This is a genomic window from Nocardiopsis sp. TRM 82005 (assembly GCF_056312425.1).
Map to the genome: position 1 here is coordinate 85646 of NZ_JBWDTQ010000012.1, position 24527 is coordinate 110172.

The following is a 24527-nucleotide window of genomic DNA, read 5'->3' on the forward strand; positions in this document are numbered from 1 at the left end:
CGCCGCGGCTCAGGGCTTGCGGGCGACCCCGCAGTACTGGTCGGCCTCCGCGATCGTGCCCACCTCGGCCTCGGCGGGCCGCCAGAACGGCGCCGACACCACGCCGGGCTCCAGCAGTTCGAGCCCGTCGAAGAAGCCCGCGATCTCCTCGGGGCTGCGCAGGTGGTACGGCAGCGGCGCGGTGTCGTTCCAGCGCCGGGACGCCTCGATCATCGGCTCGCTGGTGTTGGTCCCGTCGCACAGGGCCAGGAAGCTGCCCGGGGGCAACGCGTCCACGTAGCCGCTCACGGTGGCGTAGGCCCGGTCGTTGTCGGGGGTGTGCCCCATCGTGCCCAGGACCGTGAGGCCGATGGGCCGTTCGAAGTCCAGGTGGGCGGCGGCGGCCTCCAGGACACTCCCCGGCTCGTGCAGGTTCGCGTCGACGTAGTGGACGTCCCCCGCCCCCTCACTGACGAGTAGCGTCCGCGCGTGGGCGAGCACCAGCGGGTCGTTGTCCACGTAGACCACCCGGGCCTCGGGCACGACGGCTCGGGCGACCTCGTGGGTGTTGTTGTGCGTGGGCAATCCGGTGCCCACGTCCAGGAACTGGCGGACGCCCTCCTCACGGGCGAGGTGGGTGACCGCACGGATGAGGAAGTCCCGGTCGGCGCGGGCCGCCGTGACCATTTCCGGGTAGGCCTGGAGCACGTAGTCGCCGACCTCGCGGTCGGCCGGATAGTTGTCCTTGCCTCCCAGCCAGTAGTTCCATACACGGGCGGAATGCGCCACGGTGGTGTCGATGGGGGGTGTGTCCGTCATGTGGACCTCTCAGTGGGAAGCGTCGTTCGCCCCCCGTATTGTCCTGCTCGCGAAAACCGACGCGCAAGCGGGAGCGCCCTGCCCGTGGGCCTTTCCGGAGAGAGCGTCCCACGGACGAAGCAGCCCCGGGGCCGGGGCCCCGCCTCCCGATCCCGTCCCCCGGTGCGCGGAGGCACGGGGGCCCGCTCGTACTCTGGTTCGATGCCAGCTATCTACCTCATCCGCCACGGGAAGGCCTCTCCGGAGGCGGAGGACTACGACGAGTTGAGTCCGACCGGCTACGAACAGGCCCGGCTGCTGGGCACCGAGCTCAAACGGCGCGAACTGCCGGTCGCCCGGGTGGTGACCGGCGCGCTGCGCCGCCAGCGCCAGACGGCGGCCGCGGCCCTGGCCGAGGCGGGCCTGGGCCTGGATCCGGTCGGTGACCAACGCTGGAACGAGTACGACCACCTCGGACTGATGGACGCGCACCCGGCCGGGACGGGCTCCCTCCAGGAGCGGCTCGACGCCTCCCTGAGCGCGTGGATCGAGGCCGGGGGCAGCGGCCCGGGCACCTGGGAGGGCTTCCGGGCCGGGGTACGGGGAGCACTGGACGACCTGGTCGCCGGGCTGGGCCGGGGAGAGACGGCCCTGGTGTTCACCTCCGCCGGGGTCATCGCGACGGTGTGTTCGGCCCTGCTGGGCACCTCTCCGGCCGGGTTCCTGGCGATGAACCGCGTGGTGGTCAACGGGTCGGTGACCAAGCTGCTGCACGGCCGCGGCGGCACACAACTGCTGTCCTTCAACGACCACGCCCACCTGGAGCAGGGCGGTCCCGCCCTGATGACCTACCGCTGAACGCGTGCACCATGGAAACCGACCGGTCGGTACTGCCTCGCGGGCGGTACCGGCCGGCCGCCCTCATCCCTGCTGGGCGCCGTCCGCCGCCTCCCGGCGCTCGGCGTCGCGCCGCAGCACCGCACGCAGGGCCAGCTCGTAGCCGAAGACTCCGCACCCGGCGACGTAACCCGCGGCCACCGGCGCGGTCACCGACGTGTACCGGAACTCCTCACGGGCGTACACGTTGGAGATGTGCACCTCCACCACGGGCGCCTCGATCGCGTCGATCGCGTCGCGCAGCGCGATGCTGTAGTGCGCGTAGGCACCGGGGTTGAGTACCACCCCCGCCCAGCCGCGTGCGCCGTGGACCTGGTCCACCAGCCCGCCTTCGCTGTTGCTCTGGGCGCACACCACCTCCACTCCCAGTTCCTCGCCGAGTGCGGCCACGCGCTGCTCGACCTCGTTCAGGGTGGTGGTGCCGTACTGCGTGGGATCACGGGTGCCCAGGAGGTTGAGGTTGGGGCCGTTGAGCAGTAGGACGGTGCGGGGCTGGTCGGGCACAGCGGACATGCGGGTCAGCGCTCCTTCTCTGGTCGGTGACAGCCAGCTTAGATGTGCTGTTCGGTGGATGCCGCCCGTCGCGAGCGGCGCAGGAGCGGCGCTGCGGGGCACGTGTCCGCCGGGTGCCCCCAGGGGCTCGCGCGGGGCGTCCGTGGCCCCGGTCACCTCCGAACCCCGTGGCCGGGTAGCATACCGACCAGTCGGTCCACGATTCCTAGGAGGCGACCCGTGGCGTCCACCCTGCTGTCCACGCGCGACCTACAGTTCCTGCTCTACGAGTGGCTCGACACCGAGGCCCTCACCAACCGCACCCACTACGCCGACCACTCCCGCGAGACCCTCGACGCCGCGCTGGAACTGGCCGAGCGCGTGGCCACCGACCACTTCGCGCCGCACAACAAGGCCAACGACGCCAACGAGCCCCACTTCGACGGCGAGCGCGTCCATGTCATCCCCGAGGTCAAGAAGGCCCTGGATGCCTACGCCGAGACCGGCCTGAGCGCCGCCGGAATGCCCGCCTCGGTGGGCGGCGGCCAGCTTCCGCATGTGGTCTCCAGCGCGTGCAGCGCCTTCTTCCAGGCCGCCAACCTGGGCTCCTCCGCCTACCCCTTCCTCACCGCGGGCAACGCACGCCTGCTCCTGGCGCACGGCAGCCCCGAACAGATCGACACCTGGGTGCTCCCGATGGTGGAGGGGCGGTTCACCGGCACCATGTGCCTGTCCGAGCCGCAGGCGGGCAGTTCCCTGGCCGACATCACCACCCGCGCCGAGGACGACGGAAACGGTGCCTACCGGCTGTTCGGCAACAAGATGTGGATCTCGGCGGGCGACCACGAGTTGACCGAGAACATCGTGCACCTGGTGCTCGCCAAGATCCCCGGCGGCCCGCCCGGGGTCAAGGGCATCTCCCTGTTCGTCGTGCCCAAGTACCTGCTGGAGGAGGACGGATCGATCGGCGAGCGCAACGACGTCGTGCCCGCCGGGCTCAACCACAAGATGGGCTACCGGGGCACCGTCAACGCGCTGCTCAACTTCGGTGAGGGCCGCAACACCCCCGGAGGGAGGCCGGGCGCGGTCGGCTACCTGGTGGGCGAGCCCCACCAGGGGCTGAAGTACATGTTCCACATGATGAACGGCGCCCGGATCGGGGTGGGCGCGGGAGCCACCGCCGTCGGCTACACCGGCTACCTCAAGTCGCTCGACTACGCCCGCGAGCGCCTCCAGGGCCGCCCGATGGGCGCCAAGGACCCCGCCCGGCCGCAGGTGCCGATCATCGAGCACACCGACGTGCGCCGGATGCTGCTCGCGCAGAAGAGCTACGTCGAGGGCGCGCTCGCCCTGGTGCTGTACTGCTCCCGGCTGATGGACGAGACCGCCAGCACCGGGGACGAGGACACCCGTCGGCGCGCCCACCTGCTGCTGGACGTGCTCACCCCGATCGCCAAGAGCTGGCCCTCCCAGTGGTGTGTGGAGGCCAACAGCCTGGCCGTCCAGGTACACGGCGGGTACGGCTACACCCGCGAGTACGACGTGGAACAGCACTACCGGGACAACCGGCTCAACCCGATCCACGAGGGCACCCACGGCATCCAGGCCCTGGACCTGCTGGGACGCAAGGCCGTGATCGACGACGGTGCCCGGCTGACGCTGCTGCTGGAGACCGCGCGCAGGACGGTGGACCGCGCACGGGAGCTGGGCGGCCCGGAGTCCGAGTACGCCGAACTGCTGTCGGAGGCCCTGGACCGGACGGCGGAGACGACCGCGGCGGCCTGGGCCGAGGGCGACCCGGCCCTGGCGCTGGCCAACGCCACCCCCTACCTGGAGGCGGTGGGCCACGTGGTGGTGGCGTGGCTGTGGCTGGAGCAGCTGGTGGCCGCGCACGGCAACGAGGGCGGCTTCTACGAGGGCAAGCGCGCCGCGGCGGCCTACTTCTTCCGACACGAGCTGCCGCGCACGGGCCCGCAGTTCGACCTGGTGGCCTCCCGCGACCGCACCGTCCTGGACGTCTCGCCCGACGTGCTCTGACCATCGCGGCCGGGGCGCCCGGACAGCGCCGGCCGCCCCGCCGTCGTGGGTGGCGGGGCGGTCGGTGAGGAGACGGACCGCGCGGGCCCGTGGCGGGCGGGGCGTCCCGCCCCGTCTCCGCCGGCTCAGCTCCTGGCCGGGCGGAGCCGCCCTGCCTCGGGTACCTCCAGCACGAAGATGTGCCCGAGGTCGGCCTCCTCGTAGCCGAGGTCGGCGTTGGCCACGCGCATCCGCTCCGGAGAGACCTCCACGATCCGTACCGTGATCGGCTCCTCGCGTCCGGGCAGGTTCAACAGCCAGGGGTCGGCCAGATAGGCCAGGCCCCTGGTGTCCAGTGCGGCGCGCGCGTCCTCCTCCGCGCCGGAGCCGTCGACCGGGTGGCCGAACGGGGTGACCGGTCGGTACCGCCCCTCTCCCAGGGGTTCGAGGTAGCCGAGCACCTCCCCGTCCTCCTCACGGCGGTGGGTGTGCCAGTGCACGGGGATCACGCCTGCTCCCTCCAGCCCAGCCGTTCGCGGGCGTAGACCTTCATGGCCTCGCGCTGGTAGTCGGCCAGCCCCGGGGCGACCCTGTCGTAGACCTCGCGCCAGGGCCCCTCCTCTGCGTAGACGTGGCCCAGGTTGGCGAAGGCGTTCGCGTCGGGCGTCCACGTACAGTTCACCAGCAGGTAGTGGGCGTGCACCTCACTCTGGACCACCGGGTCGCCGACCGGGGTCCCGGCCGCCATGTGCACGGCCATCCGTCTCATCTGTGCGGCGACCTCCGCACGGCCCCGCGCCCAGTCCTCCTCTGTCAACCCCTCCGTGGCCCGCATGGCCTGGCCCCACTCGCTCGGCCACCTGGTCCGGGCCTCGGTGTAGAAGGAGGTGTCGAACCCGGCGAACAGCTCCTCGGGCCGGTTAACGGCCTCCATCGCGTCTCCCTCCTCCAGTGCGTCGACGGTGCGGCGCACTGTGGCGGCGAGGGTGTCGAGGCGGTCCCGCTCGGCCAGAAGGTCCCGCAGGTGGTCGCGCAGCGCGGCGGCCTGGTCCCGGTGCTCATCGAGCACTCGGGCGATGTCGGCCAGCCCCATGCCCAGCTCGCGCATCACCAGGATGCGCTGGAGCCGCAGGAGCTGGTCGTGCCCGTAGTGGCGGATGCCGCCGGGACCGATCCGCTCCGGGGCCAAAAGCCCGATCCGCTGGTAGTGCCGAAGCGTCCGGGAGGTGACCCCGCTCATCCGGCACACCTCACCCGTCGGCCAGGACATCACGGCCCTTCCCCTCGCCGGGCCGGTCCGTCCGGCCCATGAGCGACGCTAGGCGTTGACGTTACGTCAACCGCAACCCGTGTTCAGCCCACGTAGCGCCGGGCCTTGGACTCCCGTCGGGGACCGTCCAGGGCACGCAGCCCGCGCTCCACTCCGGGCGGGACCGGCGCGCGCTCCCTGAGCACCCACGGCAGGCCCGCCAGCGCCTCGGCCACGGCCACCGCGCTGGAGCGGTCGCGCGGCACCGACCGCAGGATCGACCACGTGTGCCGCCACGCGCCGCCGGCCGGGCGCCGCAGCCACGCGGTCCACAGGGTGTTGCGGATGCCCAGGCGGCGCCGCCGGGACGGGTCGCGCACGGGGGAGGCGGCGTGGTGGGCGACCGTCTCCTCGTCCCAGCACATCCACCACCCGGCGGCGGCCAGGTCCAGCGCGAGCAGCTCCTCCTCCCCGCCCAGCCACAGGCGCGGGGAGAAGCCCCCCACCTGCTGGAAGGCGCGGACGCGGAACACGGTGACCCCCGCCAGGACCCCCAGCAGGGCGGGCCCGGGCAGCCAGTCCGGGCCGGGGACCGGCGAGTGGCGCAGTTCGGGGGTGATGGGGTCCTCGTGTCCCGCGGGCTCGACGATCAGGCGCGCCGTCACCGAGCCCAGGCCGGGGTGACCGTCCAGCAGGTCGGCCGCGCGTTCGAGGGATCCGGGATCCCACCAGGTGTCGTCGTCGCAGAAGGCGACGTAGGGCGTGTCCAGGGCCTCCACTCCGATGTTGCGGCCCACCGAGCCCAGGTTGGCGTCCGCACGGATGAGCCCCACCCACGGGTGGCGCTCGCTGACGGCGTCGGCCGTGCCGTCGGTGGAGGCGTTGTCCACCACCACGGTCGGCGGCGGTCCGGGCAGGGCCTCCAGACGGCCCAGGGTGCGCAGCAGCTCCTCCTCGCGGTCGCGGGTGATGATCACGATCCCGACGCGTGCGCCCCCGTTCACGATTCCTCCAGCAGTGACAGGTCCCGTTCCACGTGCGCGGGCACCGGGCGGCGCCGCGTGATCGCCACGGGCAGGAACCGCAGCGCCCCGGTCAGGGCCCCGCGTGAGACCGGATCGCGCAGCGAGCGCCCGGCCAGTCGCACCGTCCGCGTCAGGGCCAGACCCGGTCGGCGGCGCAGCCAGGCGGTCAGCAGCGCGTTGCGCTCCTCCAGCGTCCGCCGCCACCTGCTGGGTGGGCGCATCGAGGAGGGGTGGTGGTGCACGTGTACGTGCTTCAGGTGGCACAGGTCCCAGCCGGACGCCGCCAGGTCCTGGGCCAGGAGCGCCTCCTCCCCGCCGAAGAACAGCAGCGGGTTGAAACCGTCCACCTCCTTGAAGGCCGCGCGCCGTACCACGGCCGCGCAGGCCAGGAAGCCGAGTACCCGCGGCCCCGGCAGGCCGTCGCCGGGCAGCGGACTGTGCTCCAGTGCCCTGTTGACCGGGTCCGGCCTCTCCTCCTCCCCGACGAACACGGAGGCGGCCACCAGGCCCAGGCGCGGATGGGCGTCCAGGGTGTCGGCCGCCGCCTCCAGCGCGCCCGGGGCCCACCAGGAGTCGTCGTCGCAGAAGGCGACGTAGGGCGTGTCCGCGTGCGCCACCCCGGTGTTTCGGGCGGCGCATCCGGCGTTGCGGGGCTCGCGCACGAGCAGAGCGCCGGGGAACCCGGAACGGACGGCCTCGGCGGTGCCGTCGGTGGAGGCGTTGTCCACGACCACCACGGGCGGCCGGGGTTCCAGCCGCTCCAGGTGCCGCAGCGTGCGCAGCAGCTCCTCGCGGCGGTCGCGGGTGGCCACCACCACGGTGACCCGCGAGTGCTCCGGGTTCCCCACTCCGTCCTCCTTTCACGTCCTCGTCCGCGTCGCCGCCTCAGTTGGCGGGTGTGGCACCCTCGGGCAGGCCGTCGTAGCGGGCGCGCTGCTCCACGAAGTAGGCGACGGTGCGCCGCAGCCCCTCCTCCAGGCGTATGCGAGGACGCCAGTTCAGGACCTCGGCGGCCAGGCGGATGTCGGGGCGTCGAAAGTGCGGATCGTCCTTCGGACGCTCGACGAACGTGATCCCCTCACGTGCCCCGGTGGCGTTCAGGACGACGCGTGCCAGGTTCAGCACGGACAGCTCCTCGTCACTGCCGACGTTGACCGGTCCGGTCACCTTGCTGTCGGCCAGGGCGAGCAGGCCCCGGACGGTATCTTCCACGTAGCACAGCGACCGCGTCTGGTTCCCCTCACCGGCCACCGTCAGAGGACGTCCCTCCAACGCCTGGGTGACGAAGGTGGGCACCATCCGGCCGTCGTCGGCGCGCATGCGCGGCCCGTAGCAGTTGAAGATGCGTGCGATACCCACGTCGGCCCCGCGCGCCCGGTGATGGGCCATCGTCAGCGACTCGGCGTAGCGCTTGGCCTCGTCGTAGACGCTGCGCAGCCCGATCGGATTGACGTTGCCCCAGTAGGTTTCGCGCTGCGGGTACTCCAGCGGATCGCCGTACACCTCGCTGGTGGAGGCCAGGACCATGCGCGCGCCGTACTCCTCCGCCAGTTCCAGGACGTTGCGGGTGCCCAGGCTGCCCACCTCCAGCGTCTCCACGGGAAGGCGCAGGTAGTCCGGCGGCGACGCGGCCGAGGCCAGGTGGAACACCGTGTCCACCGGCTCGTCCAGGGTGAACGGTTCGATGAGGTCGGCCTCCCTCAGCTCGAACCACGGGTGCCCGGCCAGGTGCCCCACGTTCTCCGCGCGGCCTGTGGCGAAGTTGTCCAGGCACACCACGCGTGTACCCCTCTCCAGCAGCCGTTCGCACAGATGGGAGCCGATGAATCCGGCACCACCAGTGACCAGGGCCTTTCCTCTCGACGCGGGTTCGCGCATCGTCGCCCACCTCCTCGGAGGGTCTCACCACTTTGCCTGGATCTGTTGTCTGGAGGGCAGATCAGCCGGGGGTTCGAGCCGTACCGGCTTAGGGCCAGGACGTCTCCTGCGAGGAGCAGACGACCATCTCGCGCACCTCGCAGCCGGGCGGCTGGCGCAGTGCGAACACCACCGAGCGGGCCACATCCTCGGGCGCGTTGAGCTTGGCGTCCGGACCGGGCTTGTACTGCTCGGGCCTGTCGTCGAAGAAGGCCGTGCTCATGCCGCCCGGGACCAGGAGCGTCACCCCGACCTGGCCGGCGAGTTCGGCGGCCAGAGCCCGGGTGAAGCCCACGACCCCGAACTTGGAGGCGCAGTAGGCGGTGGCGTCGCTGAGCGCGCGCAGGCCGAGGGTGGAGGCGCAGTTGACCACCGTGCCCTCGGAGGAGCGCAGGTGCGGCAGGACCGCGCGGGTCACGGCGGCGGTGCCGAGCAAGTTGACCTGGATGACCTTCTCCCAGTCGTCCGCGGACACGTCCGTGAGCGTGCCGCAGGCGTCGGTCCCGGCCGCGTTGACCAGGGCGTCGATGCGCCCGTGCTGGACGACGACCCGCTGGACGGCGCTTTCGACCGCCTCGCGGTCGGCCAGGTCCACCTGCTCGAAGGGCAGGTCGTTGCCCGGGTGCTGCTTGTCGAGGATGATCGGGTGCCCGCCCTCGGCGGCCACGGCCTCGGCCGTGGCGGCTCCCAGGCCCGAGGCGCCTCCGGTGATCAGCGTGTTTCCGAGTGGACGCATCTCTCCCCCGTTCCTCATGTCGGTACTCATCAACGGTGAACCGGCTCTGGGCCGGTGGTCTGTCGGCGGTCGGTGCCGGACGCGGCCGTCTCAGCGGACGGGCACGCCGTCGCGGCCCCGGCCGCGTATACGGGTGATCAGTCCGGTCGTGGAGTGGCCGGGAACGAGCGGCACGGTGACCACCTCTCCCCCGGCCCGCCGTACGACGGGCGTCTCCGGCAGCTCCTCCACGTTGTAGTCGCCGCCCTTGACCCACACGTCGGGCCGCAGCTTCGCCAGTGCGCGGGCGGGCGTGTCCTCGTCGAACACGACGACCTCGTCCACGCAGTCGAGCGCGGACAGCACGCGGGCGCGGTCGCCCTCGCCGACGACGGGTCTTTCCTCGCCCTTGAGGGCCCGCACGGAGGCGTCGCTGTTGAGCAGCACCACGAGGCGGTCCCCCAGGGAGCGGGCCCGCCGTAGCAGGTCGACGTGGCCCGCGTGCAGGACGTCGAAGCAGCCGCCGGTGGCCACGGTCCGCTCGCCCCTTCCGCCGACCGCGTCCGCCGGACCGGACGCGGTACGCGGGGCGGGCACGTCGGGGCGCTGGCGGGTGTGGGCCGAGGCACCGCCCCGGGCCACGAAGGCCGACGCTGAGCCGACCCCGCGCCGGACGGCCTCACGCACGTGCACGCCGCCGGCCAGTGCCGTGGCGCACGCGGCGGCGAAGGCGTCGCCCGCCCCGCAGGTGTCCGACGGCGAGTCCACGGGCTCACCCGGCACCAGGACCCGCTCTCCCGTCCCGTCGGACCAGGCGGCCCCGTGCGCTCCGAGGGTGACGGCCACCGAGTCCGCCTCCCACGCCCCGGCCAGCTCACCCGCCCGGCGCAGGGCCCGGTCACCCTCGTCCCCGGCTACCCGGGCCTCGGCCGCGTTGGGTGTGACCAGGCGTGCCCCGGGCAGGGGCCCCGCGCCGCGCGGGTGCGGGTCCCACACGAGCGGGACACGGTCCGCGCACGCCGCCAGGGCCCCGCGCACCGCGCTCTGACGGACGAGCCCGTGCCCGTAGTCGGCCACCAGTACGGCCGAGGCGTCGGCCAGGGCCCGGGCCACGGCCGTGCCGGACGCGGTCTCCCGCACACCGTCGCATCCCTCGTCCAGGCGGGCCACGGTGCACCCGTTGGCTTGGACACGGGTCTTGGTGGGCGTGCGCTCCATCAGGGGCAGCCCCACGAGGGTGACCTCCCCGCCCAGGAGCCCAGCCAGGTCGTCGGCGGCCGCGTCGCGGCCCACGGCGGTCACCAGGACCACCTCGCGGCCGTCCTCGCGTGCGCACAACGCGGCCAGGGCCGCGCCGCCCGGCCGGTACCAGGCCTCGGCCTCCTCCAGCACGGGCGCGGGCGCGTCGGGACAGTCACGCCGGGACACGCACCGCAGGTCCACGTCGAGCAGGGCGTCACCGACCACCACCACGATCCCTTCGGCGGCGCTCACGTGGCCGCCCTCCGCTCCGGGACGAGCACCGCGCGTTCGCGCGTGGCCAGCTCCCGGTCCACCGCCGCGCAGAACACGTGGACGAGCGTCAGGTGGACCTCCTGCACGGTCGAGGCCTTCGGCGCGGGGACCGCGACCGTCTCGTCGCTGAGCGACTCCAGGGCGCTGGGTCCGGGACCGGTCATCGACCAGCAGGTGACGCCGAGTTCGTGCGCGGCCTTGGCCGCGGCGACGACGTTCTCGCTGTTACCACTGGTGGACATGCACACCAGCAGGTCGCCGGGGCGGGCGTGGGCGCGCAGCTGACGCGCGTAGACCTGGCGGTACCCGTAGTCGTTGGCGATGGCGGTGACGCTGGAGGTCTCCGCGTGCAGCGCGATGGCCGACAGAGGCGCGCGCTCGTCCTCGAAACGCCCGGTCAGCTCGGCCGTCAGGTGCTGGGCCTCGGCCGCGCTTCCGCCGTTTCCGCAGGCGAACAGGCGCTGTCCGCCACTCAGGGCCCGTGCGGCGCGGCTGCCCCACTCCTCGACGCGTGCCGCGTCGGTACCGTCCAGGGCGGAGCTGAGCCGCCTCAGGTGCGTGTGCATCACTCCTCGCCTCCCATGGCCGTGGTGCCGACCGGCGTACCGCTGACCGCGCGGGGCATCGGGACGCCCGTACCGGCCGTACTGGTCACGTGCAGGTAGCACTCCTCAGTGCGCCGGGCCACCTCCGCCCAGGAGTAGCGCTCCCGGGCGCGCTCGGCCGCCGCTTCGGCGAAGGAGGCCCGGGCCTCCTCGTCGGAGAGCAGCCAGCGCACGGCGCGGCCCAGCCTCTTGGGGGACCGCGGCGGCACGAGCAGGCCGGTCTCTCCGTGCACGACGGTGTCCACGTGTCCGCCCACACGTGAGGCGACCACAGGGGCGCCGCAGGCCATCGCCTCCACGGTGGAGATCCCGAACGGCTCGTACCAGGGCACGTTGACCGCCACGTCGACCGACCTGAGCAGGGCGGGGACCTCGTAGCGGTCCACGCAGCCCAGAAAACGGACCCGGTCGTCGACGCCCATGCGCTCGGCGACCATGCGCAGCCGCACCGCCTCAGGCTGGGTCCACAGGCGGTCCAGGTCGGCTCCCCCGGCGATGACCAGTTCGGCCTCGGGTACCTCGGCCAGCGCACGAATCACCGTGTCCACGCCCTTGCGCCTGACCAGGCGTCCCAGGCTGAGCAGGCGCGGCCGGTCGCCGCGTGCGGTACTGGGGCCCTTCGCGGTGAAGCGGGTGGTGTCCACACCGCAGGGCACGACCGCGACACGCCCGGGCGAGACGCCCCACTCGCCGAGTTCACGCCGCTCGTCGGTGGATGTGGCCACGACCATGTCGCACTGGCTGGCCACGGCGCGCTCGGCCGGTATGCGCTCGACGGGACTGGTGTCGTCCGAGCCCTGGTGGCGGCGCTTGACGGTGCCCAGGGCGTGAAAGGTCTGTAGGACCGGCAGGTCCAGGGCGTTGGCCGCACGCAACGAGGCGAAGCCGCTCATCCAGAAGTGGGCGTGGATGACATCGGGTCTGTGGATCCGCCAGGCCGCCCGCAGCCGCTGCGCGAACTCGGGCATGTACCGGGGCAGTTCGTCCTTGCTGATCGGGGCCGCCGGTCCGGCGCGCACGTGCTCGACACACACGCCCCGGCTCAGAGACACGGTGTCGGGTTTCTCGGTGTCGGTGCGACGCGTGTAGACGGTGACCTCGTGTCCGCGCGCGGCGAGTGCCGCGGCCAGTTCGGCCACGTGGACGTTCTGGCCACCCGCGTCCTCTCCGCTGATCGCCGCCAGCGGGCTGGCGTGTTCGGAGACCATGGCGATCCTCATGACGTCACCTCCTGTAGCACCCGGTCCCAGTTGTCAAGGAACCTGGTGAGCCCGTAGCGGCGCAGGGCCGCCGCGCGAGCGGCCGTGCCAACGCGGAAGGCGAGGTCGCCGTCCTCCTGGAACGCGCGTAGCGCCTCCGCGAGTACTCGGGGGTCGGTCGATACGGTGCCCGCCTCCGGCGGTACGGCCTCGTGTGCCTCGGTGGTCCCCAGGACGGCCACGGGGAGGCCGAGCATCATGGCCTCGATGAGGGAGAGACCGAGTGAGGTCCACCGCAGAGGGTGCGCGTAGGCGCGCCGACGGGCGAGTTGGTCGTGCATGGCCTCCTGAGGCAGGTCCTCGTGTGCGCGCAGCCGTGAGGGCGGCAGCCCGAAGTGGTCGGGGACCCCGGCCACGCCCATGCCGAACAGGTCCAGGGGCACCCGCTCGGCGAGCGTGGGAAGCAGATCGGTGCCGGTGAAGCGCCAGCGGCGCAGTGGTTCGTTGAGCACCACGCCCGCGCGGGCGACCTCGCCGGTGTAGCGGTGTCCGGGGTCGGGAACGCCGTGCTCGACCACACGGGTGGGTGCGCGCCCGCAGTCCCAGAACAGGTCGTTGAAGTGGGTGACGTGGACGACGGGGATGTCGCCGCGGTCGGCCACGGGGTGGCGGGTGACCGGTACGTCGTCACGCGGGGTGTTGTGCTCGACGTAGACGGCGGGCACGTCCCTGCCCGGGACCCGGCCCAGGAGTTCCTCGGCCAGGGCGATCTCGTGCGGGCGCTGGAGGATGACCAGGTCGGGTTCGCACCCGCGTATATGTTCCCAGGGCAGTTCCACGGCGTTTCGCGGCCATTCCCACGTCTGCGCGCGGCCCCGCCCGTCCGGTCCCCGGTCCGGGGCCACCGGCAGCAGGCAGGTGTGCCCGCCGTGGACGAACGCGGTCGTCCACGAGCCGTGGACATGCCAGAGCAGGACCCGCAGGACGCGCGCGGGCGTCCTGGCCTCGCCCTGGGCCATGTCGGCCGGGGCCGGGACGGTCGCTGCCGGATGGTGGACGGTCATAGCTTCCCCAGGAGTTCGTCGACGGCGGCCAGGACGTCGTCGGAGGAGACGGAGTTCAGGCAGGGGTGGCCGGGCACGGGGCAGACCCGGGCCCGTGTGTCGGCGCAGGGCGCCCGCTGGTAGCCCAGAACCCGTACCGGTGTGCCGTAGGGGGCCCAGGCGGAGGCGGGCACGACCGGGGAGAAGAGCGAGACCACGGGTGTGCCGACCGCGGCGGCCAGGTGGGCGGGGCCGGTGTTGCCCGAGACCAGGACGGCGGCACGGTCGAGCACGTCGGCCAGCTCGGCGACGGCGGTGCGCCCGGCCAGGTTCGCGCCGCCGTGGGCGGCCACCTCCCCGGCCAGTGCCGCCTCCCCCGGCGAGCCGGTGACCAGGACCCGGTACCCGCGCTCGGCGAGCGCGGCGACGGTCTTGGCGGCCAGGTCGTGCGGCAGTTCCCGGGAGGGCGCGTCCGCGCCGACGTGGACCACCGCGTACCCGTCCGGTCCGGTCAGCTCACGGGTGTCGGGCAGCGGGCGGCGTACGGCCAGGCGTCCGGTCTCTCCCGTGGGCGGCGGGTACCCGGCGGCCTCGGCCAGGGACAGCATCCGCTCGGCCTCGGGGATGCCGTGAACCACGTGGTGGCGCACGTCGAGCAGGCTGCCCGGGTAGTCCTCGCTGATGGCGCAGACCCGCGGCACCCCGGCCATGCGCAGGAGCAGGGCCAGCGGCAGGGGCGACTGGTGGAAGGAGGTCAGCAGCACGGCGGCGTCCGCGCCGAGGCGGGACAGTCGCTCCACGAGGCCGGTGACCTCCTCGCGGTCCACCGGCGGCGGGTCGGCGGAGATCCAGGGGGCGCACCAGGTCAGGACCCGGTCCACGCCCGGCAGCATCGCGGCGGCCTCGGCTCCCCTGGGGCCGGCCAGGTAGACCACCCGGTCGGCGCCATGGGCGACGGCGCGTACCGCGGGCCCGGACAGCAGGACGTCGCCCAGGCTGTCCAGTCGTGCCACGAGCACGGTGCCCCCACTCACGGAACGCCCCCTCCCAGGAGACGCAGGACGGCCGCCTCCAGGTCGGGTGCGGTCTCGGGTGCGGCCCGGCCCTCCGCGTCCAGGGTCGCCGCGGTGGGCACGAGTACCCCGCGCGCACCCGCGGCGCGGGCGGCGTCGACGTCGGAGCCGATGTCGCCGACCAGCGCGCACTGGGAGGCGAACAGGCCCAGTTCGGCGGCGGCGGAGTGGACCATGCCGGGTTCGGGCTTACGGCACTGGCAGCCGTCCTCCTCGCCGTGCGGGCACACCCGCCAGACGTCGAAGGGGCCGAGCAGCTCGTCCACACGCCGGTTGACCGCCTCCACCTGGTCGGGTGTGAGCAGCCCGCGTGCGATCCCCGACTGGTTGCTGACCACGCCGACGGCGAATCCGGCGCGGCGGGCCAGGGCCAGTGCCCGAGCGGCCGCGGGCGTGGGCCGTACCTTGTCGGGGTCGCCGTTGTAGGGGACGTCCTCGATCAGGGTGCCGTCCCGGTCGAACAGGACCGCCCGGACTCCGGGGGCCGGACGCGCCCCGGCGTGGCGGATCTCGCCGCGCAGCCGCTGCCAGCAGGCCAGGGGCGGGATGAGCACACTGGTCACCACCATGTCGGTGACCTCGGCGGCCGTGGCGGGCCCGCCGGTGACGCGCCGCTTGACGAACGTGGCGGTACGCGCCGTCCACAGGGCGCCGAACGCGGCGGCCGCCGTCCGGTGCCCGGTCAGCGCGGCCCCGGCGGCGGCCGCGAGCGCGGCCGTGGTCACGGTGTGCCCGCGCAGTCCGCCGGGCCCCTCCCCGATCCTGCGGCGCCATCCGCGCCCGTGCAGGCGGTCCATCAGCGCGTTGTCGGCGTTGCCGCGCTGGGCGTGGAGGCTGGACCAGCGGCCGCCGCCGCGCAGCGGGTGCACGCACTCGCGTTCGCCCGATGTCAGGGTGTACCCGGCGTCCATGACGCGCAGGGCCAGGTCGGTGTCCTCCCGGTAGGCGCGCGGGAAGCGTGTGTCGAAGCCGCCGACCGCTTCCAGCGCACTCCTTCGGTAGGCCATGTCGGCGGTGATCCACGGGGCGCCCTCCAGCGCCAGGGTGGCGCGTTCGGCGTCCGTGGGATCGCGCCCCTCCGGGCCGGGCACGATGATGCGCCCCTGGCTCGCCCCCACCTCGGCGGGCAGGGACGCCAGATCCGTCCGCAGCCGCTCCGGCCAGTCCTCGGGCGGGGCGACGTCGTCGTCCAGGAAGGCGATCCACTCGCTGCGGCAGGAGTGCCACCCGGCCTGGCGCGCGGCGGCGGGCCCGCCGCCCCCGGTGCGCAGGACGCGCACACGGGCGTGGTCGGTGCCGGGCAGGGAACCGGTCTCGGTCAGCGGCCGGTCGTCGGCGACGACGATCTCCTCGGGCGCCGTCTCGGGCGGCGCGTCGAGCAGGGGCCGGAGCACGTGCGGGAGGGTCTGGCGTCCCACGGTGGGAACGACGACCGTGTAACGGGGCGCGCTCATCGGTACACCCTCTCCCGCGGGTGGCGGCGGACGACGAACGGCCCGATCGCCAGAATGTCCACGGGCGCCGATCCGAAGCACTCCAGGGCGTCGCGTGGCGAGTCGACCATGGGGCGCCCGGCGGTGTTCAGGCTGGTGTTGACCAGTACGGGCAGGCCGCTGCGTGCCTCGAAGCGGTCCAGCAGGTGCGAGGTGAGCGGGTCGTCGGCCGGTGAGACGGTCTGGACCCGGGCGGTACCGTCCACGTGGACCACGGCGGGCACGCGTTCGCGCCAGTCGGGATGCACGTCGTGGACGAAGAGCATGTAGGGGCTGGGCAGGGGTCCGCCGGAGAAGATGTCCGGTGCCCTGCGCTCGGCCACCATCGGCGCGACGGGCCGGAACTGCTCGCGGCCCTTGACCCGGTTGAGCCGTTCGAGGTTGCCGGAGTTGGCGGGGTTGGCGAGCAGGGAGCGGTGTCCCAGGGCGCGGGGCCCGTACTCCGACCGGCCCTGGAACCAGGCCACCAGGGCGTCGCCCTCCAGTGCCTCGGCCACGGTCTCGACCAGGTCGTCGGGCCGCTCGAACTCCACGTCGGCCTCGCGCAGGAGGTGCCACAGTTCGTCCTCGTCCCATGAGCGGCCCAGATCGGCTCCGGGCATGGGCGCGATGTTCTCCTCCACCAGCGAGGCCAGATGCAGTGCGCCGCCCAGCGCGGTGCCCGCGTCGCCGGAGGCGGGCTGCACCCACACGTGGTCGAAGGGGCTCTCACGGGCGATGCGGCTGTTGGCGACGCAGTTGAGCGCCACCCCTCCGGCCATCGCCAGGTGCGAACGCCCGGTCCGCTCATGCAGCCAGCCGAGCACGCCCAGGAGTGCCTCCTCCATCGCGATCTGCACGCTGGCGGCGAGGTTGGCGTGCTCCTTGGTGGGCTCCTGCCCGGACCTGCACGGCTCGGTGAGGGAGGCCCAGTCCACGCCGGAGGCACGGACCAGCCCGTCGCCCTCGTAGCCGATACGCTCGCGCAGCTGGTCGAGCATGGCGGGCTCGCCGTAGGAGGCCAGTGCCATCACCTTGTACTCGTCGCTGGAGCGGTGGAAACCCACGTGCTCGGTAAGCTCCTCGTAGACCAGTCCCAGGGACTCGGGCAGCGGCTGGCGGGCCAGTACCTCCAGGTGCCCGCCGGTGTAGACGCCCGCCAGGTGCGAGGTGCTCTCACCGCGCCCGTCGGCCGTGAACACCGCGCACTCGCCGCCTCCCGCCTCGTGCGGAGCGGCGAGCCCGGTGGAGGCCGCGTGCGCGACGTGGTGGGGCACGTAGCTGACCTTGGCCGGGTCCAGCCCCGGCAGTGCGGTGGCGAGGAAGTGCGGTACCCGCTCGACGTAGAACAGGCGCAGCCGCTCCCATCCGCGGTCCTGTCCGGGCCCCTCGGGGTCGGTCAGAGCCGGGTCATAGGAATAGGTGACCGCGTCCAGATCGGCCGGGCGCAGGCCCGCGCTCTCAAGGCACCAGCGCATCGACTGCTCCGGCAGTTCCCACGTCGAGAAGGGGACCGCCGCCTTGCCGTGCTTGCGCCGGGAAAACCTCTCCTCCTCGGCCGCCGCTACGGTTCGACCGTCCACGACGAGCGCCGCCGCCGGGTCGTGGAAGACGGCGTTGACACCGAGGATCCTCATGTGAACGCTCCCTCCTGGACGAGCTCTGTGCACTCATGCGCTGAGCGCACTCACTCGACTACCAGTCGAAGCGACGGCTAAACATCAGCCAGGAGCGGGCGCAGGCCCCCTGCCCGCCCAGACACCGGCGCGAGCAGCCGTCCGCAGACCCGGGGCGCGTGCGCTCGGAGCGGCTCGGTGACACGCGGTGAGATGCCATGTTTGTGCCAGCGGATGTGGGCTATGGGACGGATGAGGGCCAGGGAGTGTTCTGGACGCTCTCGCCTACACCGGCGAAGCCGGTCCTTCGGGCGCGAAGCCGCCCGGAAGAACACGACCGAGCCACAATCCGGTACGAAAGGAGCAGGCCATGTTGCGAACCATCGACGAGGTGATGAGCAGCCCGGTCCGCACGGTCTCACCGGACACGTCGCTGCGCGAGGCCGCGGAGATCATGCGCGACTCCGACGTGGGCGACGTGGTCGTGACCGAGGACAACAGGATCATGGGCATCCTGACCGACCGCGACATCGTCGTGCGCTGCGTGGCCGAGGGCGGCGACCCCGAACAGCACACCGCCGCGGACGTCTGTAGCGCCGAGGTTGCCACGGTGCCGCCCCAGAGCGGGGTTTCCGACGCGGTGCACGTGATGCGCACCAGCGCGGTGCGCCGCCTTCCCGTGGTGGACGACGACCGTGTCGTGGGCGTCGTGAGCATGGGGGACCTGGCACGTGCCGTCGACGAGGAGTCGGCTCTGGCCGATGTCAGTGCTGCCGATCCCAACCACTGAACGCCCCGCTCGGGACGCTCTTCCCCTTTCGCCCGGTCAAGGGGGTCCGGGCGAAAGGGGTCCGTCCCTGCTGGTGTCGCGGGCGCTGGGGCTCGGTGACTTCGCCACCGCCGTCCCCGCGCTGCGCGCGCTGGAGAGGGCGCTGCCCTCGTGGCACCGGGTCCTGGCGGGTCCCGCCTGGTACCGGCACCTGGTCGCACTGGCCGGGTTGCGCTGGGAGGTCCTGCCGACCGCGCCGCTGTGCGTCCCGGACGGGGTCTTCGCCCCGGACCTGGCGGTCAACCTGCATGGTCGGGGGCCGCAGAGCACGGCGGTCCTGGCCGCCATGGGACCGGAGCGGCTGTGGACCCACGGGCACCCGTCCGTACCGGAGTGGCCCGGCCCGGCGTGGCCGCGGGAGGTACACGACACCGAGGTCTGGTGCCGCCTGCTGCGCCTGCACGGAGTGGCGGCCGATCCGGACGACCTGAGGTGGCCGCGCACGCCGGAGTGGGCGGACGGGGCCGGAGAGGGCGACGCGGTGATCACGGGGGACACCGCCATCGTCCATCCCGGGGCCGCCTCGGAGTCGCGCCGGTGGCCCGCGGAGCGCTTCGCGCGAGTGGCCGCGCACCTGGCGGCCTCGGGGATGCGGGTACGGGTGACCGGTTCGGAGAGGGAGGTGGCCCTGGCCGAACGGGTGGCCGAGGCCGCCGGGCTCGGCTCCGGCGCGGTCATGGCCGGGCGCACCTCTCTCGACCTGCTGACGCGCCTCGTCGACGAGGCGCGGCTGGTCGTGTGCGGGGACACCGGGATCGGCCACCTGGCCACCGCCTACGGCACACCGTCGGTACGCCTCTTCGGACCCGTGTCCCCACAGCTGTGGGGTCCCCGGGTGGACCGGGAACTCCACGTGTGCCTGTGGGCAGGGCAGCCCGGCGACCCGCACGCCACGGCCCTGGACCCGGGCCTGGACGCCATCGGAGTCGAGGAGGTCCTCTCCGCCTGCGACACCGCGGCAGCAGCGGCCGCCGACCTTGACCGCACGAGGGGAGGGGGGGCTCACGAGTCCTGACTCCACCGCGGAGAGGGCGGGCCGCCTTTCCAGGGGTGCCGCGACCCCTTCTCGCGCTCCGGCAGCCGAGAGTACGGAAAGCGTTCCCGAAGCGACTTGGTCCCGGTCTTCCCAACACCTGGACAAGCTTCTCCCAAGTTGGCGGTTCCACGCTTTTTCGGGACTGTGCTCACGGGCACGTACAACGCTGCGTACCCATCGGCCCCGAGCCGGGTCTGGCAGGCAGGCCACAGAAGCCGCCTCCTCCCGTAATCGTCCACACGAGTACACCACCCGTTGGCACCCCCATGCTCGGGAGGCGGTCGAACACCGTGCGATGACGTGAACGAGACCGGTCTCGGGCCTCAGCGAAGTCCATCGACGAGCGAGGTCTCACGTGTCTGCCAACACCGAAACCATGGAAGCCTCCTCAACCCCCTCCGCCTCGGCGGAGGAACTCCTGGCGGCTCTGAAGGCGCTGCCGAGCCAGGACCCGCGCGCCGCACTGCTGTGCGAACGCGTGATGGACCTGTACCGCCCGCTGGTACATCGGATCGCCCGCCGCTACGACGGCAGGGGCGAGCCCTACGAGGACCTGAGGCAGACGGCCATGCTGGGCCTGGTCAAGGCCATCCACGGTTACGATCCCGACCGCGGCAAGCCGTTCATCGCCTACCTGATGCCCACGGTCACCGGTGAGATCAAGCGCCACTTCCGCGACCACACCTGGGCCGTGCGCGTACCGCGCCGACACCAGGAGAACCGCAGCCAGCTCCGGCGCGTCACCGGCGAGTTCCAGCAGGCCCACGCGCGCACCCCCACCATCGCCGAGCTCGCCAAGGAGATGGGGATCCCCGAGGAGGAGGTACGCGAGCTGACCCAGGTCTCGGCGGCCTACCGGTCCCTGTCGCTGGACGCGCCCGACGCCTCGGGCTCCGACGGCGAGGGGGCCGTCCCGCTGGAGGACCACCTGGGCAGCGAGGACGACGCCCTGGAGCGCGTGGTCGAGCGGGAGTCCATCAAGCCCGCCCTGGCGCGCCTGCCCGAGCGGGAACGCAAGATCCTCATGCTGAGGTTCTTCGGCGACCACACCCAGTCCGAGATCGCCGACCGCCTCGGCTACTCCCAGATGCACGTGTCCCGACTCCTGGCCGGCGTCCTGGAACAGCTGCGCAAGGAGGTCATCCCGGACCTGGATCCTGGCGCCGGGGACGACGAGGCGCCGGTCAGTCCGGTACGGCCTCGGTGAAGAAGCGGTGCACGGTACAAGTCAGGGGGCTTCCCCGCCCCATTCCCTCATGTAGCCGCAGGAGCTGCTCCCGGTAGGTGCGCGCGTCGAAGCCGGGCACCTGCCACGGGACCATGCGCAGGTAGAACACGAGCGCGCCGACGTCGAGGAAGCGGCGCCGCGTCCTGGCCTGCCGGATACGGGTGACGGTCAGTCCCGCCTCCTCCAGTCCCGCGACGGCCGAGTCGAGGTTCCAGTGCGCGTCCCGGTCAGGAGGCGGACCGCACAGGAGGGCGCTGAGCTCGTACCCGTCATCACCGCCAACCTGCTGGCTGGCGAAGACGCCGCCAGGGGTCAGAACCCGGCGAACCTCGGCGGGGTCGTAGGCCTCGTGGCGGTCGAGCACCACGCCGAACCGGTCCGAGGGCAGGGGCAGGCTCCCCTCAGGGCCCGGTTCGACCACGTGCACCCCCAGGGGGGCCAACCTACGGCGCGCGACTTCGACGTTCGGCGGCCAGCCCTCGGTGGCCCGGGAACCGTGCGGCAGCGGGGCCAGGGCGGAGAGGAACTCGCCGCCCCCCGTGCCCAGGTCCAGGACCGGGGCACGGGACGCGCGCACGAGTTCCCCGGCACGGTCCCCGTAGGACCAGGGCAGCGGGTCCTCGGCCAGCCGGCCGTCCAGGAACCGGAAGTCCCATCCGGAGGTCGGACGCCGCACCGCCTCGGCCACCAGGTCGTCGAAGTTCCGCATGGGCCTCCCCGTCGGTGGTCCGTGTGTCCCCGTCATTCTCGGGCCCGCTCCGGGTTTGCTCAACCGGGTGAACGACGCGGGGCGACGGCCGACAGCGCGTTCGGACGTACATGGTCGAGACCAGGCGCGGACGCCCGGAGGGGGACGGTGTCCGTAGCTTCGGGGTATGACCGCACAGAACCGCTCCGCCCTCGGCCTGCCATGGATCGCCCTGGTCGGGCTGGCCCTGCTCGCGGTACCCCGCGTGGTACTGCACGACCTCGACCTCATCCATGAGGGAACACTCGTCAACGCCCTGTTCGTGTTCGTCCCGCCGCTCGTATGGGTGGCCGTGGCCGTCCTGGCGCGGGTGCCGAACCCGTTCCTGACCCTGTTGGTGGTCGGCCTGTTCTACGGAGTCCTCCTCGCGCTGGGCCACCAGTTGCTGTGGAACCACTCCTGGGAGGGAGACCCGCCGGCGCTGGGCGGCAACCTCAGCGACCTGCCGCCCGCCGCGCACGCGGTCCTCATCCGCGGCTTCTCCGTGGTGAGCAGCCTGGTCACCGGCGTGGTCGTCGGCGCCGTCACCGGCCTCGTCGCATGGGGGGCCGACAAGGCCGTGCGTCCCCGGTCCCGCGCCTCCTGACGACGGCGTCCCCGGTCAGATGGCCGCGCGACGCTGTAGGTAGGAGAAGGCGCCCCAGCCGGGCAGCACCGGGAACCAGAAGGTCAACAGCCGAAACAGCAGCACCGCGGGCAGCGCGACGGCCGCGGACACACCGACCACGGCGGTCAGACCACCGATCAGGGCCGCCTCCACGGCGCCCAGGCCGCCCGGCGTGGGCGCCGCCGAGCCGATCGCGTTGCCCGCCAGGAAGACCACCGCGACCGCCACCAGGCTCACCGAGGCTCCCTGGGCGGCGAAGGCCAGCACCGAGAAGTACAGGCACAGCACGAACGCCACGGTCAGAAGCAGCGTCCCGCCGAACCCCAGCACCAGGCTGGACGGGCTTTGCAGCATGTCCAGCAGCCGGGGCAGTACCCCGCGCAGGTAGGGCCGGACCCGGTTGGCGACGGCCCGACGCAGCCGGGGCAGCAGCAGGACCACACCCACCACGGCCGTTCCGAGGATGCTGATCACGACGACGGTCGGGGACGGGGTGAACCCCGTCCAGTACGAGGTGCCGGTGAGATAGGCGCACACCAGCAGCAACGGCACGTGCACCAGGAAACCGACCAACTGGGTGAGGCCCACCGCGGACAGGGCCAGCGAGGCCGGCGCCCCCGCCTTGGTGACGAACCGTGTGTTGACCGCGATCGATCCCAGTCCGGCGGGCGCGGCGATGCGCACGAACGACCCCGCGTACTGGACCATGACGGTGCGCCACCACGGCAGCGGCACGGGCACGAAGCCGATGAGGATCATCGCGGCGGAGACCGTGCACACCACGGACGTGGCGGCGGCCGCCACCGCCCACCCGGGTTCGGCCTGGCCGATGGTGGTGAAGTCCACCCCGGTGAGCTGGTACAGGAGCACCAGGCCAACAGCGGTCGCCACGATCACGCTGACGATGGTGCGCGGCCGCATCCGTTCCAGCCGTGCCGGTTCGGAGGGCGCCTCCGGAGCGATACTCACCACGCGCTCGCGCAGCCGCCCGAGGAGGCCGCGGTCCCCGCGCAGGCTCGCGCGCAGCGCGTAGGGCAGGCCCGGGGGTTGCAGGAACGGCAGGACCACGGCGGTGGTCGAGACCCCCAGCGCGCGCACCGCCGAGTCAACGGCACGCTCCGCCCCCACCCTCATCGCCAGCAGGGTGACCATGGCCGCCTGGTCCAGGGCGATCTGGAGCTGGGGGGTGGCCACCGCGCCCCGGTCCAGGCCGGTGAAGGCCGCCCGTTCGGGGGGACGGCCCAGGACACCGACGGTGGCGCCGTTGATGTTGCCGTGCGACAGGCGGTACCGGTGCAGCAGCCCGAGTTCGTCCCAGCACAGGGCGAGCAGCTCGTCGGTGAGCTCCTCGTCGTCCAGCTCGTCCAGGGAGCGGGAGGCGGGCAGTTCGCGCACCAGCAGGACGGTGCCGGGGCCGAGTTCGCCGACGGCGAGGACACGGGGGGCGGCGGCCCCGGCCTGGCGGGCGGAGAAGCCCATCAGCGCGGCGTGCTCGGCGCGGCGGCGGACCCCGTAGAGCATCCGGGGCGCCACGGGGCCGCGCAGGAAGAGCAGGTCGCGCAGGCGCCGCCAGAACCCGGCGGTGTTCTCCGAGCTGAGCACGATGATCTCCACCCGACGCCCGTCGTCGAGTTCCGCCAGGTGGCGGGGGTTGCCCTCCTCGTCGTCGTCCGCGCGGACCACGTCGGTGGCGGTCATCCCGAACCGCCGCAGTTCGTCGTACAGGTGCCCGCCAGTCCGGGGCGGCGGCCGTTCCCCGAGGGCGTAACGGATCAGGGCCGCGCAGGTGAGACCGACCAGGACGGTGAGGATGAGGGCGATGAGGCTGGTGACTCCGGCCAGGAGCGCGCAGACCGCGACGGTGGCGTTGCCCGCCCACAGGGTCGAACGGGTCCTGGGCAGGCCGGCGGGCATGGTGCGGACGAAGGCCAGTACGGCGGCCACGTAACCGAGGGTGGCGCTGGTGAAGACATCGTCGGGGGCGAGTGCGTCGGGGAGCCGCTCCGAGCCGATCAGGCCGATGAGGGCGGCGTTGATCAGCGATGCGAGGGTGTAGGCGGCGATTCCGGCGGTGATCGGCCGGACCAGGGCCCGCGGCCCCCTGGTGAACAGGACACGTAGGACGACGTAGCTGACCAGGACGATGAGTAACAGGTTGGCGCCCACCGCCACGAGCAGGAACAGGCCGGTGGGTAGCAGCGCGCGGAGCCGGTCGGGGTCGGTCGTCTCCACACCGTCGGTGACCACGCGGGCGGCGATCATGATCGCCGCCACCACGAGCAGGCCGACCGCGCCCACGAGGAGGTCGACGGGTCTGCGTGGGGCTCGCGCGGGGGCGTCATCGGTTCGGGGTGTCACGTCCCCAGACTGCCCGACTCGTGAGGGACCAAGTACCAGGGGCGGGGGCGTTTCGTGCGACCGGTTCCGGTCATCCCCATACGTTCCGTACACCTGCCCAGCCCCACCGG

23 protein-coding genes are annotated in these 24527 nt (G+C 72.8%); 6 read left to right on the forward strand and 17 right to left on the reverse strand.

Translation table 11 applies throughout. The features are described 5' to 3' along the window. Window positions 1–9 precede the first annotated feature (9 nt). A complete protein-coding gene (locus AC0T5L_RS09650; RefSeq protein ID WP_476165060.1) occupies window positions 10–798 on the reverse strand; it encodes an SAM-dependent methyltransferase in 789 nt (262 codons plus the stop codon). Between the two features lie 201 nt (window positions 799–999). Here AC0T5L_RS09650 and AC0T5L_RS09655 point away from each other — a divergent pair, with 201 nt between their 5' ends. Continuing rightward, window positions 1000–1635 (forward strand): histidine phosphatase family protein, encoded by a 636-nt coding sequence (locus AC0T5L_RS09655; protein ID WP_476165061.1) that lies wholly within the window; start codon window positions 1000–1002, stop codon window positions 1633–1635. Between the two features lie 63 nt (window positions 1636–1698). On the opposite strand, the gene aroQ is transcribed toward AC0T5L_RS09655, so the two are convergent. After that, the gene (aroQ, locus tag AC0T5L_RS09660) at window positions 1699–2187 is read right to left on the reverse strand and encodes a type II 3-dehydroquinate dehydratase (RefSeq protein WP_476165062.1); all 489 of its coding nucleotides are present in this window, start codon (window positions 2185–2187) and stop codon (window positions 1699–1701) included. A 219-nt stretch (window positions 2188–2406) separates the two neighbouring features. Between aroQ and AC0T5L_RS09665 the strand changes: the two genes are divergently transcribed. Then, window positions 2407–4203 (forward strand): acyl-CoA dehydrogenase, encoded by a 1797-nt coding sequence (locus tag AC0T5L_RS09665; RefSeq protein ID WP_476165063.1) that lies wholly within the window; start codon window positions 2407–2409, stop codon window positions 4201–4203. A 125-nt stretch (window positions 4204–4328) separates the two neighbouring features. Here AC0T5L_RS09665 and AC0T5L_RS09670 read toward each other — a convergent pair whose 3' ends face one another. The 13 genes from AC0T5L_RS09670 to AC0T5L_RS09730 all read right to left on the reverse strand — a co-directional run bounded on the left by AC0T5L_RS09670 (window position 4329) and on the right by AC0T5L_RS09730 (window position 17632). After that, entirely contained in the window at window positions 4329–4691 is a 363-nt protein-coding gene (locus AC0T5L_RS09670) for a hypothetical protein (RefSeq protein WP_476165064.1), read from the reverse strand. Beyond that, window positions 4688–5452 (reverse strand): MerR family transcriptional regulator, encoded by a 765-nt coding sequence (locus tag AC0T5L_RS09675; protein ID WP_476165065.1) that lies wholly within the window; start codon window positions 5450–5452, stop codon window positions 4688–4690. The genes AC0T5L_RS09670 and AC0T5L_RS09675 overlap by 4 nt, the downstream gene beginning before the upstream one ends. An 83-nt stretch (window positions 5453–5535) precedes the next feature. Continuing rightward, window positions 5536–6435 (reverse strand): glycosyltransferase family 2 protein, encoded by a 900-nt coding sequence (locus AC0T5L_RS09680; protein WP_476165066.1) that lies wholly within the window; start codon window positions 6433–6435, stop codon window positions 5536–5538. Then, window positions 6432–7304 (reverse strand): glycosyltransferase family 2 protein, encoded by an 873-nt coding sequence (locus AC0T5L_RS09685; RefSeq protein WP_476165067.1) that lies wholly within the window; start codon window positions 7302–7304, stop codon window positions 6432–6434. Before AC0T5L_RS09685 ends, AC0T5L_RS09680 begins: the two co-directional genes overlap by 4 nt. A gap of 37 nt (window positions 7305–7341) precedes the next feature. Beyond that, entirely contained in the window at window positions 7342–8334 is a 993-nt protein-coding gene (locus AC0T5L_RS09690; protein ID WP_476165068.1) for an NAD-dependent epimerase/dehydratase family protein, read from the reverse strand. 88 nt (window positions 8335–8422) lie between these two features. Further along, window positions 8423–9109, reverse strand: a complete 687-nt coding sequence (locus AC0T5L_RS09695) for an SDR family oxidoreductase (RefSeq protein ID WP_476165069.1) — start codon at window positions 9107–9109, stop codon at window positions 8423–8425. A 90-nt stretch (window positions 9110–9199) separates the two neighbouring features. Continuing rightward, the gene (gene rfaE2 / locus AC0T5L_RS09700; RefSeq protein WP_476165070.1) at window positions 9200–10582 is read right to left on the reverse strand and encodes a D-glycero-beta-D-manno-heptose 1-phosphate adenylyltransferase; all 1383 of its coding nucleotides are present in this window, start codon (window positions 10580–10582) and stop codon (window positions 9200–9202) included. Further along, on the reverse strand, window positions 10579–11169 hold the full coding sequence (locus AC0T5L_RS09705) for a D-sedoheptulose-7-phosphate isomerase (RefSeq protein ID WP_476165071.1): 591 nt from the start codon (window positions 11167–11169) through the stop codon (window positions 10579–10581). The genes rfaE2 and AC0T5L_RS09705 overlap by 4 nt, the downstream gene beginning before the upstream one ends. Next, window positions 11169–12428, reverse strand: coding sequence for a glycosyltransferase (locus AC0T5L_RS09710; protein WP_476165072.1), 1260 nt, complete (start codon window positions 12426–12428; stop codon window positions 11169–11171). The genes AC0T5L_RS09705 and AC0T5L_RS09710 overlap by 1 nt, the downstream gene beginning before the upstream one ends. Continuing rightward, on the reverse strand, window positions 12425–13471 hold the full coding sequence (locus tag AC0T5L_RS09715) for a glycosyltransferase (RefSeq protein ID WP_476165073.1): 1047 nt from the start codon (window positions 13469–13471) through the stop codon (window positions 12425–12427). Before AC0T5L_RS09715 ends, AC0T5L_RS09710 begins: the two co-directional genes overlap by 4 nt. Next, window positions 13468–14484, reverse strand: a complete 1017-nt coding sequence (locus tag AC0T5L_RS09720; RefSeq protein WP_476165074.1) for a glycosyltransferase family 9 protein — start codon at window positions 14482–14484, stop codon at window positions 13468–13470. Before AC0T5L_RS09720 ends, AC0T5L_RS09715 begins: the two co-directional genes overlap by 4 nt. Then, entirely contained in the window at window positions 14481–15977 is a 1497-nt protein-coding gene (locus AC0T5L_RS09725; protein WP_476165075.1) for an HAD-IIIA family hydrolase, read from the reverse strand. Before AC0T5L_RS09725 ends, AC0T5L_RS09720 begins: the two co-directional genes overlap by 4 nt. Further along, a complete protein-coding gene (locus tag AC0T5L_RS09730; RefSeq protein WP_476165076.1) occupies window positions 15974–17632 on the reverse strand; it encodes a carbamoyltransferase family protein in 1659 nt (552 codons plus the stop codon). The genes AC0T5L_RS09725 and AC0T5L_RS09730 overlap by 4 nt, the downstream gene beginning before the upstream one ends. A gap of 349 nt (window positions 17633–17981) precedes the next feature. Here AC0T5L_RS09730 and AC0T5L_RS09735 point away from each other — a divergent pair, with 349 nt between their 5' ends. From AC0T5L_RS09735 to AC0T5L_RS09745, 3 genes are all read left to right on the forward strand, one after another. Next, entirely contained in the window at window positions 17982–18401 is a 420-nt protein-coding gene (locus AC0T5L_RS09735; protein WP_476165077.1) for a CBS domain-containing protein, read from the forward strand. A gap of 70 nt (window positions 18402–18471) precedes the next feature. Further along, entirely contained in the window at window positions 18472–19455 is a 984-nt protein-coding gene (locus tag AC0T5L_RS09740; protein WP_476165162.1) for a glycosyltransferase family 9 protein, read from the forward strand. A 397-nt stretch (window positions 19456–19852) separates the two neighbouring features. Next, window positions 19853–20683 (forward strand): SigB/SigF/SigG family RNA polymerase sigma factor, encoded by an 831-nt coding sequence (locus AC0T5L_RS09745; protein ID WP_476165078.1) that lies wholly within the window; start codon window positions 19853–19855, stop codon window positions 20681–20683. Here AC0T5L_RS09745 and AC0T5L_RS09750 read toward each other — a convergent pair. After that, window positions 20661–21413 (reverse strand): class I SAM-dependent methyltransferase, encoded by a 753-nt coding sequence (locus AC0T5L_RS09750; RefSeq protein ID WP_476165079.1) that lies wholly within the window; start codon window positions 21411–21413, stop codon window positions 20661–20663. The genes AC0T5L_RS09745 and AC0T5L_RS09750 overlap by 23 nt on opposite strands. Before the next feature lie 166 nt (window positions 21414–21579). Here AC0T5L_RS09750 and AC0T5L_RS09755 point away from each other — a divergent pair, with 166 nt between their 5' ends. After that, window positions 21580–22038 (forward strand): hypothetical protein, encoded by a 459-nt coding sequence (locus AC0T5L_RS09755; protein ID WP_476165080.1) that lies wholly within the window; start codon window positions 21580–21582, stop codon window positions 22036–22038. A gap of 15 nt (window positions 22039–22053) precedes the next feature. Here AC0T5L_RS09755 and AC0T5L_RS09760 read toward each other — a convergent pair whose 3' ends face one another. Then, complete coding sequence (locus AC0T5L_RS09760; RefSeq protein ID WP_476165081.1) at window positions 22054–24417, reverse strand: lysylphosphatidylglycerol synthase transmembrane domain-containing protein; 2364 nt, start codon at window positions 24415–24417, stop codon at window positions 22054–22056. Window positions 24418–24527: the final 110 nt, after the last annotated feature.

Coding starts and splice junctions, on each gene's coding strand:
- AC0T5L_RS09650 (WP_476165060.1), bottom strand. CDS start 798: ATGACGGACACACCCCCCATCGACACCACCGTGGCGCATTCCGCCCGT.
- AC0T5L_RS09655 (WP_476165061.1), top strand. CDS start 1,000: ATGCCAGCTATCTACCTCATCCGCCACGGGAAGGCCTCTCCGGAGGCG.
- aroQ (WP_476165062.1), bottom strand. CDS start 2,187: ATGTCCGCTGTGCCCGACCAGCCCCGCACCGTCCTACTGCTCAACGGC.
- AC0T5L_RS09675 (WP_476165065.1), bottom strand. CDS start 5,452: ATGTCCTGGCCGACGGGTGAGGTGTGCCGGATGAGCGGGGTCACCTCC.
- AC0T5L_RS09690 (WP_476165068.1), bottom strand. CDS start 8,334: ATGCGCGAACCCGCGTCGAGAGGAAAGGCCCTGGTCACTGGTGGTGCC.
- AC0T5L_RS09695 (WP_476165069.1), bottom strand. CDS start 9,109: ATGCGTCCACTCGGAAACACGCTGATCACCGGAGGCGCCTCGGGCCTG.
- AC0T5L_RS09705 (WP_476165071.1), bottom strand. CDS start 11,169: ATGCACACGCACCTGAGGCGGCTCAGCTCCGCCCTGGACGGTACCGAC.
- AC0T5L_RS09710 (WP_476165072.1), bottom strand. CDS start 12,428: ATGAGGATCGCCATGGTCTCCGAACACGCCAGCCCGCTGGCGGCGATC.
- AC0T5L_RS09715 (WP_476165073.1), bottom strand. CDS start 13,471: ATGACCGTCCACCATCCGGCAGCGACCGTCCCGGCCCCGGCCGACATG.
- AC0T5L_RS09725 (WP_476165075.1), bottom strand. CDS start 15,977: ATGAGCGCGCCCCGTTACACGGTCGTCGTTCCCACCGTGGGACGCCAG.
- AC0T5L_RS09730 (WP_476165076.1), bottom strand. CDS start 17,632: ATGAGGATCCTCGGTGTCAACGCCGTCTTCCACGACCCGGCGGCGGCG.
- AC0T5L_RS09735 (WP_476165077.1), top strand. CDS start 17,982: ATGTTGCGAACCATCGACGAGGTGATGAGCAGCCCGGTCCGCACGGTC.
- AC0T5L_RS09745 (WP_476165078.1), top strand. CDS start 19,853: ATGGAAGCCTCCTCAACCCCCTCCGCCTCGGCGGAGGAACTCCTGGCG.
- AC0T5L_RS09750 (WP_476165079.1), bottom strand. CDS start 21,413: ATGCGGAACTTCGACGACCTGGTGGCCGAGGCGGTGCGGCGTCCGACC.
- AC0T5L_RS09755 (WP_476165080.1), top strand. CDS start 21,580: ATGACCGCACAGAACCGCTCCGCCCTCGGCCTGCCATGGATCGCCCTG.